The 14,639-nt window shown below is 65.0% G+C and carries 14 protein-coding genes; 10 read left to right on the top strand and 4 right to left on the bottom strand.

Annotation, left to right across the window (positions count from 1 at the left end; all coding sequences use genetic code 11):
* Positions 1 to 43 precede the first annotated feature (43 nt).
* From cysQ to rsmA, 9 genes are all read left to right on the top strand, one after another.
* Positions 44 to 829: a 3'(2'),5'-bisphosphate nucleotidase CysQ gene (cysQ, locus tag CFR72_RS00845; RefSeq protein WP_110912167.1), complete on the top strand. Its 786-nt coding sequence runs from the start codon at positions 44 to 46 to the stop codon at positions 827 to 829.
* Positions 826 to 1,794 carry an L-threonylcarbamoyladenylate synthase gene (locus tag CFR72_RS00840; protein ID WP_110912166.1) on the top strand — a complete coding sequence of 323 codons (969 nt, stop codon included), beginning with the start codon at positions 826 to 828 and terminating at the stop codon, positions 1,792 to 1,794. The genes cysQ and CFR72_RS00840 overlap by 4 nt, the downstream gene beginning before the upstream one ends.
* Positions 1,795 to 1,833: 39 nt before the next feature.
* Positions 1,834 to 2,481 carry a hypothetical protein gene (locus CFR72_RS00835; protein WP_110912165.1) on the top strand — a complete coding sequence of 216 codons (648 nt, stop codon included), beginning with the start codon at positions 1,834 to 1,836 and terminating at the stop codon, positions 2,479 to 2,481.
* A complete protein-coding gene (locus tag CFR72_RS00830; protein WP_110912164.1) occupies positions 2,478 to 3,929 on the top strand; it encodes an FAD-binding oxidoreductase in 1,452 nt (483 codons plus the stop codon). The genes CFR72_RS00835 and CFR72_RS00830 overlap by 4 nt, the downstream gene beginning before the upstream one ends.
* A 92-nt stretch (positions 3,930 to 4,021) precedes the next feature.
* Positions 4,022 to 5,182 carry an LPS export ABC transporter permease LptF gene (gene lptF, locus CFR72_RS00825; RefSeq protein ID WP_110912163.1) on the top strand — a complete coding sequence of 387 codons (1,161 nt, stop codon included), beginning with the start codon at positions 4,022 to 4,024 and terminating at the stop codon, positions 5,180 to 5,182.
* A complete protein-coding gene (lptG, locus tag CFR72_RS00820; protein ID WP_110912162.1) occupies positions 5,179 to 6,294 on the top strand; it encodes an LPS export ABC transporter permease LptG in 1,116 nt (371 codons plus the stop codon). The genes lptF and lptG overlap by 4 nt, the downstream gene beginning before the upstream one ends.
* Positions 6,294 to 8,786, top strand: a complete 2,493-nt coding sequence (locus CFR72_RS00815; protein WP_408869949.1) for an LPS-assembly protein LptD — start codon at positions 6,294 to 6,296, stop codon at positions 8,784 to 8,786. The genes lptG and CFR72_RS00815 overlap by 1 nt, the downstream gene beginning before the upstream one ends.
* Positions 8,787 to 8,809: 23 nt before the next feature.
* Positions 8,810 to 10,207 carry a peptidylprolyl isomerase gene (locus tag CFR72_RS00810; protein ID WP_110912161.1) on the top strand — a complete coding sequence of 466 codons (1,398 nt, stop codon included), beginning with the start codon at positions 8,810 to 8,812 and terminating at the stop codon, positions 10,205 to 10,207.
* A gap of 11 nt (positions 10,208 to 10,218) precedes the next feature.
* Positions 10,219 to 11,067 carry a 16S rRNA (adenine(1518)-N(6)/adenine(1519)-N(6))-dimethyltransferase RsmA gene (gene rsmA, locus CFR72_RS00805; protein WP_110912160.1) on the top strand — a complete coding sequence of 283 codons (849 nt, stop codon included), beginning with the start codon at positions 10,219 to 10,221 and terminating at the stop codon, positions 11,065 to 11,067.
* 320 nt (positions 11,068 to 11,387) lie between these two features.
* On the opposite strand, the gene rplI is transcribed toward rsmA, so the two are convergent.
* The 3 genes from rplI to rpsF are packed head-to-tail and all read right to left on the bottom strand — an operon-like array spanning position 11,388 to position 12,714.
* Positions 11,388 to 11,915 (bottom strand): 50S ribosomal protein L9, encoded by a 528-nt coding sequence (gene rplI / locus CFR72_RS00800; protein WP_110912159.1) that lies wholly within the window; start codon positions 11,913 to 11,915, stop codon positions 11,388 to 11,390.
* Between the two features lie 13 nt (positions 11,916 to 11,928).
* Positions 11,929 to 12,204 carry a 30S ribosomal protein S18 gene (rpsR, locus tag CFR72_RS00795; RefSeq protein ID WP_110096040.1) on the bottom strand — a complete coding sequence of 92 codons (276 nt, stop codon included), beginning with the start codon at positions 12,202 to 12,204 and terminating at the stop codon, positions 11,929 to 11,931.
* Positions 12,205 to 12,210: 6 nt separating this feature from the next.
* On the bottom strand, positions 12,211 to 12,714 hold the full coding sequence (gene rpsF / locus CFR72_RS00790) for a 30S ribosomal protein S6 (protein WP_110912158.1): 504 nt from the start codon (positions 12,712 to 12,714) through the stop codon (positions 12,211 to 12,213).
* Between the two features lie 341 nt (positions 12,715 to 13,055).
* Here rpsF and CFR72_RS00785 point away from each other — a divergent pair, with 341 nt between their 5' ends.
* On the top strand, positions 13,056 to 14,051 hold the full coding sequence (locus CFR72_RS00785; RefSeq protein WP_110912157.1) for a glycosyltransferase family 4 protein: 996 nt from the start codon (positions 13,056 to 13,058) through the stop codon (positions 14,049 to 14,051).
* Between the two features lie 22 nt (positions 14,052 to 14,073).
* Here CFR72_RS00785 and CFR72_RS00780 read toward each other — a convergent pair whose 3' ends face one another.
* On the bottom strand, positions 14,074 to 14,625 hold the full coding sequence (locus CFR72_RS00780) for a hypothetical protein (protein ID WP_110912156.1): 552 nt from the start codon (positions 14,623 to 14,625) through the stop codon (positions 14,074 to 14,076).
* Positions 14,626 to 14,639 lie beyond the last annotated feature (14 nt).

Raw genomic sequence — 14,639 nt, 5'->3', positions numbered from 1 at the left:
TAAACGCATGACGGCGCGGCATGAGTAAGCTAATGCCATCTGCATGAACATACCATCCTTGCACGCCCCCGACGATCAGGCCCTGCTCGATCTGGCGGTCCGTCTTGCGACGGAGGCCGCAGCCCTGATCCGCGACATCCGCGCACGCGGGTTCATCACGCACACCAAGACAGATGATTCCCCCGTGACGGAGGCCGACCACGCGGCGGAGGCGCATATCCTTGCCGGGCTGCGGGCCGCCGCCCCGTCCATTCCCGTCATTGCCGAGGAAGAAGCGGCGGCGGGGATCGAGGTGGAGACCGACCGGACCTACTGGCTGGTCGATCCGCTGGACGGGACGCGGGAATTCGCGGCGGGGCGGGAGGATTTCACCGTCAATATCGGGCTGGTGCGCGACCGTCGCGCGATCCTCGGCGCCGTGGCGCTGCCGGCGTATCACCAGGTCTATGCCGGGCGGATCGGCCATGGCGCGTGGCGGCGTGACGAATCCGGGCAGCACCCGATCCATGCCCGCACCGCACCCGCGGCGGGGCTGGACGTGCTGGCATCACGCCATTACGCCGATGACCCGCGCCTGAAGGACCTGCTGTCGCGCCAGCCCGTCGCCAGCATCCGCAACATCGGATCGGCGGTGAAGTTCATCCGTGTGGCCGAAGGGGTGGCGGACCTGTATCCCCGCCTTGGCCCGACGATGGAATGGGACACCGCGGCCCCGCAGGCCGTGCTGGAGGAGGCAGGCGGCAGCATCACCGAATTCGACGGCACGCCGCTGGCCTATGGCAAGGCGGGGTGGCGCAATCCGCCCTTCATCTGCCGCGGCGCGCAATGACACGACGGCTGGCGGCGGACAGCGCGGGCATCGCGCAGGCGGCGGACATCCTGCGTGGCGGCGGACTGGTCGCGTTCGGGACGGAGACGGTCTATGGCCTTGGCGCCGACGCCACCAACGCCCACGCGGTCGCACGCATCTTCGCGGCGAAGCAGCGCCCGGCGTTCAATCCGCTCATCAGCCATTTTCCCGATGCCGCCAGCGCCTTCGTCCATGCGCACGCCGATGCGCGGGCGCGTCGCCTTGCGCAACGTTTCTGGCCCGGGCCGCTGACGCTGGTGCTGCCGCGCACGGCCGACTGCGCGATCTGTGACCTTGCCGGGGCGGGCCTGCCCTCCGTCGCGGTGCGGGTGCCGGCGGGGGATGTGGCGCGCGCGCTGCTGGCGGCGGCGGGGGTTCCGGTCGCGGCCCCTTCGGCCAACCCGTCGGGCGGCGTCAGCCCGTCACGCGCGGAACATGTCCTTGACGGGCTGGAAGGCAGGATCGACGCCGTGCTCGATTCCGGCCCGTGTGCCGTGGGGGTCGAAAGCACGATCGTGGACCTGACGGGACCGCACCCGGTCCTGCTGCGTCCCGGCGGGATCCCGATCGAGGCCCTGCGCGAAATATGCCCCGACATCACCCTGCCCCATGACAGCAGCGACGCGCGCCCCGCCGCGCCGGGGCGGCTGTCGTCGCATTACGCCCCCACGCTGCCGGTCCGCCTTGGTGCCGTGTCCGTCGCCCCGGACGAAGCGCTGCTGGCGTTCGGCCCGGAATTGCCCGGCAGTTCTCTGACATGGAACCTCAGCCCGGGCGAAAAGCTGGAGGAAGCGGCCGCGCGCCTCTTCGCCGGGCTGCGGTTTCTTGATATGGAGGGGCGCAGGCGCGGACTGCGCGCGATCGCGGTCCAGCCCGTGCCGACGCATGGGCTGGGCGCCGCCATTGCCGACCGCCTGTCCCGCGCCGCCTGCCCGCGCACATGATGACCCGACCCTGATGACCCGACCCTGGCGATACCTGACATGAGCGATAGCCTAGACCCCAAGGAACTCAAGATCCTGTCGGATATTCTGGCACTCGTGCTGGAGGACAATCCGGGACAGTCGGAAAGCGCGCTGTCGGCCATCCGCGCCCGCGCGCGCAAGAACCAGACGACGGGTGGCGCGCTGAAAAACCTGTTTACGGCCATCGCCCCCAATCCCCCGCCCCGCGCGGCAGCCAAGCCACGCGCCCCGCGCGGCGGACGCACGAGCGCGGCGGCGGCGCGGGAGATCAAGGATGCCCACAGCCGTATCTCCGAAATGGCGGACAGCATCCGCAGGCTTGACGACGAACTGCGCAATTCACGCAGGATCAATGACAAGCTGCAGGACGAACTGCTGCTGACACAGCAGGCACGCGCGGAAACGCAGACGGCGCTGGCGCAGATCCAGGCGCGCCTGGCCGCGACGGGCACGCGCGCCACGCCCCGGCGCACCACCCTGATGCTGGCGCTGGCCATCGGCACGCTGGCGGGGATCGCGGTGACGGAACTGTTCCACGCGCTGGACAGTTCGCCCGCGCAGGCCAGCGCGCCCTATACCGCGCCACAATCGCACGCGCAGAATACGCATCCCCCCGCCCAGCCATTGACGTATCCGCACCAGCTTTCAGGAGGCCTGCCATCATGACCGCCGTATCCCCCACACCCGCAGATCCCGCGAAGCTGCTTGAACGGCTTGGCCAGCTTCTGGGACCGTCGGGGATGCTGACGGCGGCGGGCGACATGGACCCGTTCTGCACCGACTGGCGCAACCTGTACCATGGCCGCGCGCTTGCGGTGCTGCGCCCGGCGGATACGCGCGAACTGTCAGAGGCGGTGCGCCTGTGTGTCGCCCATGGCGTCCCGATGGTGCCGCAGGGCGGCAATACCAGCATGGTCGGCGGCGCGACCCCCGATGACAGCGGGCACGAGGTGGTCATCTGCATGGGGCGCATGAACCATATCCGGGGCATCGACCCCCATGAAATGACGATGGAGGTCGAAGCGGGCGTGCCCCTGAAGGTCGCGCAGGACGCCGCGCGGGAGGCGGGGATGATGCTGCCGCTGTCGATCTCCTCCGAAGGGTCGGCGCAGATGGGTGGCATCCTTGCGACGAACGCGGGCGGCAACAACACCGTGCGGTACGGCAACGCGCGCGAACTGGTGCTGGGGCTGGAGGCGGTCCTGCCTGACGGGGAGGTGTTCCACGGCCTGCGCCGCCTGCGCAAGGACAACACCGGATACGCGCTGCGCCAGCTTTTCGTCGGTTCCGAAGGGACGCTGGGCTTCATCACGCGCGCGATCATCCAGCTCCAGCCCGCGCCGAAGGAGATCGAGGTCGCCCTGTGCGCGGTCGAGGACGCGCAGGGCGCGCTTGCGCTGTTCAGTGCGTTCCGCGCGCTGGACCCCGCGCTGATCCAGGCGTTCGAATACATGTCGGGCACGGGCATGGCGCTGGTCAACGACCTGATCGCGGGGGCCAGCCTGCCGCTGGAACAGCCCGCCCCGGCCTATGTCCTGGTGGAGCTTGCGACACCGCGCCCGGGCGCCGACCTGCGCGAGTTCATGGAAGGCGTGCTGGCCGATGCAATGGAAAAGGGCATCGTGACCGACGCCGTCATGGCCGAGAGCGAGGGGCAGCGCGCCAACCTGTGGAAACTGCGCGAGGAACATGCCGAGGCACAGAAGCGCGCGGGCGCGAGCGTGAAGAACGACGTATCCGTTCCCGTTGCGCGCGTGCCCGAACTGATCGCGCGCGCGACACGGGCGTGCGAGGACCTGATCCCCGGCATCCGCCCCGCGCCGTTCGGGCATCTGGGCGATGGCAACATCCATTTCAACGTGGTGCAGCCAGTGGACATGCCCGCCGACGCCTTCCTGGCGCGCAGCCATGACATCATGGACACGGTGGCCGACATCGTGCGCGACCTTGACGGGTCGTTTTCCGCCGAACACGGGGTGGGACAGCTCAAACCCTACATGATGGCGGAATGGCGCGGTGGCGCGGAACTGGCGACCATGCGGCGCATAAAGGCGGCGCTGGACCCGCATGACCTGATGAATCCGGGCAAAATCTTCCCGCCCGCCACGTCGTGACGACCCGACACGATGCCCGACGGACACAGACTGTTTCAGACCTTTGCGGTAACATACCTTTTTATGCACCGCGATGAGGGTTAGACAGGAGCATGCCTGTCGCCTATCCCGTCATCCAACGCTTCTCCACGCGTCTGTCGATTCTGGACCGCTACGTCCTGCGACAGTTGCTGCTGGCGCTCGTCGCGACGACAGGGGCGCTCGTGCTGCTCATCTGGCTGACGCAGTCGCTGCATTTCGTCTCGCTGGTGGTCGGGCGCGGGCTGTCGCTGCGGGTGTTCGTGCAGTTGACCAGCCTGCTGATCCCCTCCTTCGTCGCGGTCATCCTGCCGATCACGACATTCGTGGTGGTGCAGTTCATCTATCAGCGGCTGGGATCGGACCGGGAACTGACGGTCATGCAGGCGGCGGGGCTGTCGCCCTTCATGATGGCGCGCCCGGCGCTGCTGTGCGCCATGGTGTCGGTACTGGCGTGCTATGCGCTCAACCTGTGGGTGGTGCCCGCGTCGTATCACGGCTTTCGCCAGTATGAATACCAGATCCGCAACAAGATGGCGGCCTTCCTGATACAGGATGGGGTGTTCACGCAGGTTTCGGACAACATGACCGTCTATATCCGCACCCGCGATGAAAACGGGCTGCTGCATGGCATCATGGTCGAAGACGACCGCCAGCCTGATGCGCAGGCCACCATCCTGGCGGAGGAAGGCAGCCTGGTCATCATCAATGACCAGCCGCGCGTTGTCCTGTTCAATGGGTCCCGCCAGGAAATCGACCGCAAGACGGGACGGCTGAACATGCTGAGTTTCGAGCGCAACACCATCGACCTGTCCGCCCCGCACGGCACGCAGACCCGCCAGCCCGATGCGAACGAACTGCCGATCACCGCCCTGCTGCATCCGAACCTGCGGCAGTTTTCACCACGTGACGAGAAAAAGATGATCATCGAGGCATGGCGTCGGCTGACATCGCCGCTCTGTGCGTTTTCCTTTGCCATGATCGGCCTGCTTGGCGCGCTGGGGGGCGGGTTTTCGCGCCATGGCAACATCATGCGTCCCGTGGCGGCCACGCTGGCGGTGGTCGCGGTGCAGGCGCTGGCGCTGCTGGTGCAGAACCTCGCCAGCCGCAACCTCGCACTGATGCCGCTGATGTGGATCTGCGCCCTCGTGCCGGGACTGGTGTGCATGGCCATCCTGTTCTGGCCCGAATTCCGCACCCGCGGCCCTGCTCCGGGGACACTCCCGCCACGATGACCTTCGCCCGGACCCTCTCGCTCTATATCGCGCGCCAGTTCACCTATGCCGTGCTGGCGGTGATCGCGTTCCTGACGGGACTGATCACGCTGTTCGATTTCATCGACCTGCTGCGCCGCGTCTCCAGCAGGCCCAACGTGCCCGCCTCCCTCGTCAGCGAGATCGCGGTCCTGCACATCCCCTTCGCCATGCTGGAGATCCTGCCCTTTGGCGTCCTGCTTGGCGGGATCATCTGCTTCTGGCGCCTGGCGCGTTCGTCCGAACTGGTGGTGGCGCGCGCGGCGGGCATTTCCGCGTGGCAGTTCCTGGCCGGGCCGGTCGGGTGCGCCATCATGATCGGCGCCCTGTCCACCACGGTCATAAGCCCCCTGTCATCGGCCATGTACCGCCGGGCGGAAATCCTGGACCAGCAGTACCTGCGTGAAAGCACGGTCAAGACCATCAACATGAGCGGCGGCGCCCTGTGGATGCGCCAGTCCGACAACGGCCTTGTCGATCATGGCGTCGCCATCGTCCATGCCCGGCGCGTCAGGCTGCGTGACCATGTGATGCGCATTTCCGGCGTCAGCATCTTCCGCCTTGACGGGCATGACCACATGCTGACGCGTATCGAGGCCGCGCACGGCTACCTCGGCAACAGGCGCTGGGTGCTGGAGGGGGCGCGACTGCTCCGCCCCGATGAAAACCCGGTGGACATGGGGCAGATGACGCTGCCCGCCGACCTGACGCTGGCGGGGGTGCAGGACAGCCTCGCCTCCCCCAACACGCTGTCGGTCTGGGCGCTGCCGGGGTTCATCAAGCTGCTCAACCGTTCGGGCTTTTCCTCCATCCGCCACCGCCTGCGTTTCCAGAGCCTGCTGACGCTGCCGGTCCTGTGCGGCACGATGGCGCTGGTGGCGGCGGGATTTTCGATGCGCCCGGCGCGGCGCGGGGGCGTGGTGCGGATGATCAGTCTGGGCGTGGGGGCGGGTTTTGCACTGTTCGCCATCTCCAAGATCGCGGCACAGTTCGGTGAATCGGGCGCCCTGCCCCCCGTGCTTGCGGCATGGGCCCCCACCGGGGCAGGGCTTTGTCTTGCAGTTTCATTACTTCTTCATCTAGAGGACGGTTAATGGTCCGTCCCTTCCCCCTGTCGCGCCGCACCCGCGACCCTGAGCGCATGCGCCCTGCCCCGCCGAGACGGGCATCGCGCATCGCCTTGCTGTCGGCGACGATCCTTGGGGGGATGATGATGCTGCTGGGGGCCCCGGGCGGCGTGGCGACGGCACGCGCGGCCAGCGCGACGGACACGACCCCCGATGCGTCGCAGCCACTTCCGACCCCGGCCAGCAAGAACTCCCCCTCCATGCGGGGGCGGCATGTCCATTCGCAGACGGCAGCGTCGCAGCCGGACGCCACCACGGGGACACAGCACGGTGCGGCATCGTCAAGCACCGTGTCCACGGGCGATCCCGTCACCTTCCAGGCCGACCATGTCGCCTATGACAGCAAGAACGGCCTTGCGATCTGGAGCGGCAATGTCCAGATCTGGCAGAACGACCAGGTCATGCGGGCGGACAAGGTGATCTACGACCGCAATACCGGCGTGGCCTCGGCCTCGGGCAATGTCGCGGTGGTCGAACCCGACGGGACGGTGATGTTCACCAGCTATGCCGAGCTGAGCAACGGCATGCGCGATGGCATCATGAGCAAGATGTACGCGCAGATGGACGACAACGCCCGCATGGCGGCGAACGGCGTGCGGCGCACGGGCGGCAAGGTCAATGACCTGACGCGCGTCGTCTATACCGCGTGCGAGATCTGTGACCGCCATCCCGAACGCGCGCCCTTCTGGCAGATCCGCGCCTATGACGCGTCGCATGACCTGCAGCACAAGCGCATCGAGTTCCGTGACGCATTTGTCGATTTCTTTGGCGTGCCGATCTTCTACCTGCCCGCCTTCTCCATGACCGACCAGTCCGTGCGACGCCAGAGCGGCTTCCTCACGCCCGGCTTCACGCCGCACAACCGCTATCTCGGCACGTATGTCACCATCCCGTATTACTGGGTGATCGACGGGCAGTCGGACCTGGTGGCCGAAGGGCTGTTCTCCACCCGCACCGGCCCGCAGCTTAGCGCGCAGTACCGCCACCGCTTCAACTTCGGCAGCATGAACGTGCGCGCGGGCATCGCCTATGACACCCATCATGACATCAACTACATCAATACTTTCGGTGACGAGGTTGACAGTAAGGACAACCACGGCGTCCAGGGGTATTTCTTTGGCTCGGGCCGGTTCTCCCTGAACAAGACATGGCGGCTTGGCGCGCATATCAACGTCGCAAGTTCCGCCAACTACATGCGTGACTACCGCATTTCCGGCTACGGGCAGGATACGCTGAATTCGAACATCTACCTTGAGGGATTCGGCACCGGGTCGTATTCGCGCGTCGATGCGCAGGCCTATCAGGGGCTGAACGAAGGCATCATCCACAACCGCGACCTGCCATGGGTGCTGCCGCGCTACACCTACAGCTATTTCGGGCAGCCTGACGCGCTTGGCGGGCGTTTCAGCCTCGATACCACCGATTTCTACGTCTATCGTGAAAACGGGACATCGGACCAGCGCGGGCAGTTGACGCTCAACTGGGACAGGCCGTTCCGCAACTCGCTGGGGCAGATCTGGGACCTGACGCTGCATGTCGAATCGGCCATCCACCGCGCGACACAGCTTAACGAGCAGCCAAACTATGCCAAGACCACCCGCAGCCAGGTGGCGGGACAGGTCCTGCCCACCGTGGCGCTGAAGCTCAACTGGCCCTTCCTGCGCAGCTTCAACCATGGCCGCGGGTCGGAAATCCTTGAACCGATCGCGCAGATCATCGCTGCCCCCAACACCGGCAACAGTTCGTCGCGCTTCATCCCCAACGAAGACAGCCTGTCGTATGAATTCACCGACCAGACGCTGTTCGCGCTGAACCGCTATGCCGGGACGGACCGGCTTGATGGTGGCCTGCGCGCCAATGTCGGGCTGCATTCGAACTGGACATGGAACGGTCACCAGGTTGACGTACTGGTGGGTGAAAGCTTCCAGGAGCATGTCGAACATGACCGCATCCCCTATTCGGGGCTGAGCCACCATCTGTCGGACGTGGTGATGGGCACGCGCATCGTCCCCAACCACTTCTTTGATTTTGATGGGAAAATGCGGCTTGATCCCTATGCCGGGCGCGTCGATTTCGCCGATGCGCTGGGAAGTGCGGGCTTCAAGTATTTCCGTGTCAATGGCGGCTATATCTATGAACCGGTGACGCCTTACTATTATTACGCAAACAATCCCTATACCTCGACGCCGCCCTCGATCTACTATAAGCCGATCAGCGAACTGACATTCGGCGCGTCAACGACATGGGACAACTGGCACCTTGCGGGATATATCCGCCGCAGCCTGTCACGCCAGCAGAGCGTGTCCGTGGGTGGCGATGCGGGCTACCAGAATGACTGTTTCGGCATTGATGTGATGTACCTCAAGCAGTACACCACAATTGGTGGTCAGCAGAGCAATTCGACCGTAATGTTCTCCCTGACGTTCAAGACCATCGGTTCGTTTGGCATGAATGGCTGATGATGCGTGAAAGATTGATCTGAATGCGTTGGTTTTCCGCCACCCCTGGCAGCGTCCCTTCCCGTCGTGCGGCCCGGCAGGCACGCAGGCTGGCATCGTGCATGGGCGCGGGGCTGATGACGGCGGCGATGGCCGTCGCCACCTGCCACGGCGCCGATGCCGCAAGCACCCGCCATGCCCGCCACAAGACGGATGCAGGCACCAGCGCGGAACCGCAGACCGAGGATTCGATCATCGCCATCGTCAATGGATCCGTCCTGACGAAGCGCGATGTCGATACGCGCGGGCGGCTGTTCGCGCTGTCATCGGGGCTGGATGTCAGCGACGACATCATGACCCGCCTGCGCCCGCAGATCGTGCGCCAGTTGATTGACGAACGCCTGCGCATGGAGGCGATGCTGGAGCGGCACATCAACGTGCCCGTCGCACAGATCGCCGCCGCCATTTCCGGGATCGAGCAGCGCAATGGCATGCCCGAAAACTCCCTGCGCAACCGCCTGGCGCAGGACAGCATCTCGCTCACGACCCTGATCGACCAGATCCGCGTGCAGGTGGGCTGGTCGCAGGTGCTGCGCATGGAAACCGGGTCACGCGGGCGCATCACCGCGACCGAGATCCAGCAGCGCACCGACGCGCTGAAGCGCGAGGATGGCAAGCCGCAGTACATGATCAGCGAGATCTTCGTCCCGGTCGAGGATCCCCACCATCCCGAAACCGAACTCAAATTCACCGAGACCATCATTCAGGAACTGCGCGAAGGCGCGCCGTTCCCCATCGTCGCGGCCCAGTTCTCCCAGAGCCAGAGCGCGCTTGAAGGCGGGATGCTCGGCTGGACGCAGGAAGACAGCCTTGACCCCGAAGTGGTCGAGGTCGCGCGCAAGATGCCCGACGGCGCGATTTCCAACCCCATCCGTGTTGCCGGTGGGTACGTGATCGCGACCATCAACAGCCGCCGTACGGTCGGCCATGAAATGGCGACCATCCTGAGCATCCATCAGGCATTCCTGCCCTTTACGCAGCCCCTCAACCCGCAGGACCCGTCCGACCAGCAGAAGCAGACCCTCCAGCAGGCCAGCGACCTTGCCGGCAAGATCAAGTCCTGTGACGAGATGGAAGCGCTTAACAAGAAATACGGCGAAAAACACCCCACCGATCCCGGCGAACTGCGCGTTGACCGCCTGAACCCGCAGATGCGCGAAGTGATGGAAAGCCTCAAGCCCGGGGAAACCAGCCACCCGCTGGTGTCGATGTACGGCATCGCCCTCATCATGGTCTGCAAGCGGGAGGAGCGTAACGTCGCCCTGCAGACACCAAGCGAGATCGCCGACCAGTTGCTCAATGAACGTGTGGAACAGACATCGCGGCAGTTGGATCGTGACCTGCACCGTCGTGCGGTCATCGACATGCGTTCCAAGTCCTGATCCCGCCAGGCATGACGCTTTCCGGTTCCCCGCCGCGCGAATCGCTGCGTGACGTCATCGCGCGCCATGGCCTCGACGCGCGCAAGTCACTGGGGCAGCATTTCCTGCTCGACCCCGGCATCACCGCGCGCATCGCGGGCATGGCAGGCAGGCTCGATGGTGTAAACGTGGTGGAGGTTGGCCCCGGTCCGGGCGGCCTGACGCGCGCACTCCTCAATACCCCTGCCGCCAGCCTGACGGTGGTGGAGGTCGATGCCCGCGCCATTGTCATCATGAACGAACTGGCCGCCTCATATCCGTGGCGCCTGCATGTGGTGGAGGCCGACGCCATGCGTCGTGACCTGACCACCCTGTGCCCCGCCCCGCGCCAGATCGTCGCCAACCTGCCCTATAACGTCGGCACGCCGATGCTGATTGGCTGGCTGCGGCAGGCGTCGCAGTGGGCGCGCCTGACGCTGATGTTCCAGCTTGAGGTGGCGGAGCGTATCTGCGCCACGCCGGATTCCGATCATTACGGGCGGCTTGCGGTCCTGTCGCAATGGGTTGCGCGGTGCGGCATCGTCATGATCATTCCGCCCGGCGCCTTTTCCCCGCCGCCCAAGGTGCAGTCCGCCGTGGTGAACCTGATCCCCCATGCGCAGCAGCCTGCCCCTGCCCTGTTCCGCGCGATGGAGCAGGTCACGGCGGCCGCCTTTGGCCAGCGGCGCAAGATGCTGCGGGGCGCGTTGCGGGGCATCGGCGGGGAAGCATTGCTGGAGGCCGCAGGCATTGCGGGGAACCGGCGTGCGGAGACGCTCGACATCGCTGATTTCGACCGGCTGGCCCATGCCCATCTGGGGCGTCAGTCTTCGGCTTCCTGATCAAAGAATAAAGGCGGCGTCTTCTGAAGCTTTTTGAAAAAAGCTTCACCAAAAACTTTTGAATGTCTGAGGCTTCCGGAACAACCGCAAGTCATGGTTTCCAAAGGGCAATGCCCTTTGGCGGGTTTCAGGGCAGAGCCCTGAGAAAGCTTCCCAAAATGACAGAAGGCCCGACGGGACATTCCCACCGGGCCTTCATGCCTTGAACATCCGGCCCATCACAGGGATGGACCGGCCTGCACGCCAAATCAGGCGGCGGGGTGTTCTTCCGTCGTCTCCGCGACGGCTTCTTCGGGGGCGGCTTCGGTTTCGACCGCTTCCTAGACAAAGCCGGAGGCATCATCGTCGCGCTCGGCGCCGATTTCCTCACCGCGTGCCTGACGTTCGGCTTCTTCTTCCGAACGTGCGACGTTCACGCTGACCTGCATCGAAACTTCCGGATGCAGGGCCACGCGGACTTCGTACACACCAAGCTGCTTGATCGGCTCGGGCAGGATAACCTGCGAGCGCGAGATCGTCAGGCCAGCCTTGGTCGTCGCCTCGGCGATGTCGCGGGTGGTGACGGAGCCATACAGGCTGCCGCTGTCGCCGGCCTGACGGATCAGGATGACGGACAGGCCGTGCATGCGCTCGGACAGGCGCTCGGCCTCCTCGCGACGCTTGAGGTTCTGGGCCTCAAGCTGCACGCGCTCACGCTCGAAACGCTCGCGGTTGTGTGCGTTGGCGCGGATCGCCTTGCCCTGCGGCAGGAGGAAGTTGCGGGCATAGCCCGGCTTCACCGTGACGATCTCGCCCATCTGGCCCAGCTTCTCGACGCGCTGGAGCAGGATGAGTTCTACTGCGGACATGGTTCTGCCTCCCTCAGCTTACGATATAGGGCAGCAGGGCCAGGAAACGGGCGCGCTTGATGGCCTGGGCCAGTTCACGCTGCTTCTTGGCGGACACTGCCGTGATGCGGCTGGGGACGATCTTGCCACGCTCGGACAGGAAGCGGCTCAGCAGGCGCACGTCCTTGTAGTCGATCTGCGGCGCGTTGGGGCCGGAGAACGGGCAGGACTTGCGGCGACGGTAAAACGGACGACGCGCACCCACGGCCACGCGACGGGCGGCGGGGTTGATCTCGGTTGTCTCGGACATCAGCTCTTACTCCGCTTCGCTGCTGGCGGGGGCGCCGGCATTGTTGCGCTGCTGTTCTTCACGCTCGTTACGGGCGCGGAACTCTTCGCGGTCGTCATAGTTGCGGCGCTGGCCGCCACTGTTGCCACGGCCGCTTTCGAAACGACCGGCGGGCTTCGGACAACGGAACCCACGCTCGCGCTCGTCACCCTTGCGCGACAGGATCACGGACGGGGCCTCGTCGATTTCGTCAACGCGCAGCATCAGCACGCGCAGGACGTCTTCGTTCAGGCTGAGCTGACGCTCGATTTCCTTGATGGCGGCAGGCGTCGCATCCAGGCCGAGGAGCATGTAGTGTCCCTTGCGGTTCTTCTTGATGCGGTACGCCAGGGTACGCAGGCCCCAGTATTCACGCTTCTTGATCGAACCGGATTCCGCTTCCAGCACGGTTGCGATGCCATCGGCGATGGCTTCGACCTGCTGCTGCGACACGTCGTTACGTGCAATCAGCACGGTTTCATACAATGGCATGGGAACTCCCTTCGGATCTGTTCAACCCCTTTCGCAACGGACACGGTCCGCCGCGCCATCATGCTGTCACATGACGCGGGTATAGCCGGGGACGATGCCACGCACCCGGCAGGGAAGGTGCGCGTTGAAGCACGATCGTCCCCCGCAGACAAGGAAAAAAGCGCAGTCGCCCCGATATTCCCCTCTCATATCGCCGGGACGGTGGGCGCATGTCCGCGCCACTTTGAAACAGTTTTTAAGCATTCTCCGCTTTGTAGGTTTTTTTTTCCACTATCCATGCACGATAGTCGTGTATCCCGCAGCCTCCTGAGGATGTCATCTTGCGCATTCTGCATTGCATAATGACCCGTGAATTTGCCGGAACAGAACGTTATGTCACCGAACTGGCCGCGATGCAGGCACACCACCACGAAGTCTGCATCCATATCGACCGCCGGACCACCGACCCGCTGACCGGCAGCGACATCACCCCCCATATCGCACCACCGGTACGCATGGTCCGCGCCGGGCGTGGGGGATATTGCGTGTCCTACCTGAAGACGCTGGCGGATTTTCGTCCCGACGTGATCCATACCCACCTGGGCAAAAGCAGCTTCCGCCTTGGCCTGCTGCCACGTCCACGCCATGTCCCGCTTATCGCCACCCTGCACAGCCGTTTCAGCGCGCGCGCCTATGGCCGCTGTGACGCGCTGATCTGCATTGCCCGGTGGCAGGCCGACGAAATCCCGTCCACATTCGCGGGCGCACGGACCGTCATCGGCAACTGGACCCGCCAGCGCCCGCGCCCGACACCCGCCGAACGCCAGCGCATGCGCACGCAGTTCGGCGTGGGGGACAAAACGTTCCTGGTCGGCGGCGGGGGCCGGATGGTGACAAAGAAGGGATTTGATATCCTGATCCGCGCGTTCAGGCAGGCCGCCCTGCCCGATGCGCGACTGATCCTGTTCGGGGATGGACCCGAACGTGCCCGGCTGGAGGCCATGGGCGGCGGGGATGTCATCTTCCCGGGCTACCGCTCCGATTTCCCGGCCGACCTGGGCATGCTTGACGGCTTCGTCATGCCATCGCTGCATGAACCCTTCGGCCTTGCCCTGCTGGAGGCCATGGCGGCGCACCTGCCTGTCATCGCGACGGCGGCGGGCGGGGTGCTTGACATCCTGCCCCCCGCCTCGCCTTCGCTTGTCCCGCCTGGCGATGTCGCCGCCATGGCGCAGGGCCTGCGCCACATGCGCCAACTCGGCCCGCAGGAGTGGGACATGCAACGTTTCAACCCCGATCGCCAGGCGCACCTGATCGAGGCGTTCTATACCCGCGTCCGCGAAGGGACCGCCGCCTGAGCGGCAGGCCCCTTCCCATGCATCAGAACGTGGTCGGGATGACCGGTTCGATTTCCGTGAACTGCGGCGTGCCCCACGGGAATTTTTCCCGGTCATAGCGGTAACCGGTCAGGCTGGCGGCAAAGTCAAGCGGCAGCCAGTACATGTAATGGGCGTCCTCCCCCGCCTGATCGGCCTTCTGCTGCGCGGCGAAGGCAGCCCTGCGCATGGGGGCGAAGGTGGGCGGCACGATCCCCACCACCTCAAGGTCCAGCGTATCGCCTGCCTCCCCATCGTGGCTGATGGACCATTTCAGTACGCCATGTTCATAACACTCCACGCGGCAGACATGCTCGCCTTCGCGCACGTCGCACGCAATCAGGGTCCCCTGCCGCGACAGTTCCTTTCGCGCGACGGCAGGCGGCCGACCAAGGTTGTTGTAGCGAAAGACAATCCAGTGGTCCGGCAACTGCGCCATGGTAAAATCATACTGCCCATTGGCGTCGAGGGTACCGGTGTCCTGCATGCCCAGACCGGACAGCAGGTCTGCCTTGCTTATCCCGCAAAACGAATAATAGGAAAAATTGTATTCCACCCGACCATATCTCC

Source organism: Gluconacetobacter entanii (genome assembly GCF_003206495.1).
GTDB lineage: Bacteria > Pseudomonadota > Alphaproteobacteria > Acetobacterales > Acetobacteraceae > Novacetimonas > Novacetimonas entanii.
Note: the sequence above shows the minus strand (reverse complement) of the source record. Positions and strands in the feature narration are given on the sequence as shown.

Bases quoted from the DNA above. Each gene is read 5' to 3' on its own strand.
- cysQ (WP_110912167.1), top strand. From the start codon at position 44: ATGAACATACCATCCTTGCACGCCCCCGACGATCAGGCCCTGCTCGAT.
- CFR72_RS00840 (WP_110912166.1), top strand. From the start codon at position 826: ATGACACGACGGCTGGCGGCGGACAGCGCGGGCATCGCGCAGGCGGCG.
- CFR72_RS00835 (WP_110912165.1), top strand. From the start codon at position 1,834: ATGAGCGATAGCCTAGACCCCAAGGAACTCAAGATCCTGTCGGATATT.
- CFR72_RS00830 (WP_110912164.1), top strand. From the start codon at position 2,478: ATGACCGCCGTATCCCCCACACCCGCAGATCCCGCGAAGCTGCTTGAA.
- lptF (WP_110912163.1), top strand. From the start codon at position 4,022: ATGCCTGTCGCCTATCCCGTCATCCAACGCTTCTCCACGCGTCTGTCG.
- lptG (WP_110912162.1), top strand. From the start codon at position 5,179: ATGACCTTCGCCCGGACCCTCTCGCTCTATATCGCGCGCCAGTTCACC.
- CFR72_RS00815 (WP_408869949.1), top strand. From the start codon at position 6,294: ATGGTCCGTCCCTTCCCCCTGTCGCGCCGCACCCGCGACCCTGAGCGC.
- CFR72_RS00810 (WP_110912161.1), top strand. From the start codon at position 8,810: ATGCGTTGGTTTTCCGCCACCCCTGGCAGCGTCCCTTCCCGTCGTGCG.
- rsmA (WP_110912160.1), top strand. From the start codon at position 10,219: ATGACGCTTTCCGGTTCCCCGCCGCGCGAATCGCTGCGTGACGTCATC.
- rplI (WP_110912159.1), bottom strand. From the start codon at position 11,915: ATGTCCGCAGTAGAACTCATCCTGCTCCAGCGCGTCGAGAAGCTGGGC.
- rpsR (WP_110096040.1), bottom strand. From the start codon at position 12,204: ATGTCCGAGACAACCGAGATCAACCCCGCCGCCCGTCGCGTGGCCGTG.
- rpsF (WP_110912158.1), bottom strand. From the start codon at position 12,714: ATGCCATTGTATGAAACCGTGCTGATTGCACGTAACGACGTGTCGCAG.
- CFR72_RS00785 (WP_110912157.1), top strand. From the start codon at position 13,056: ATGACCCGTGAATTTGCCGGAACAGAACGTTATGTCACCGAACTGGCC.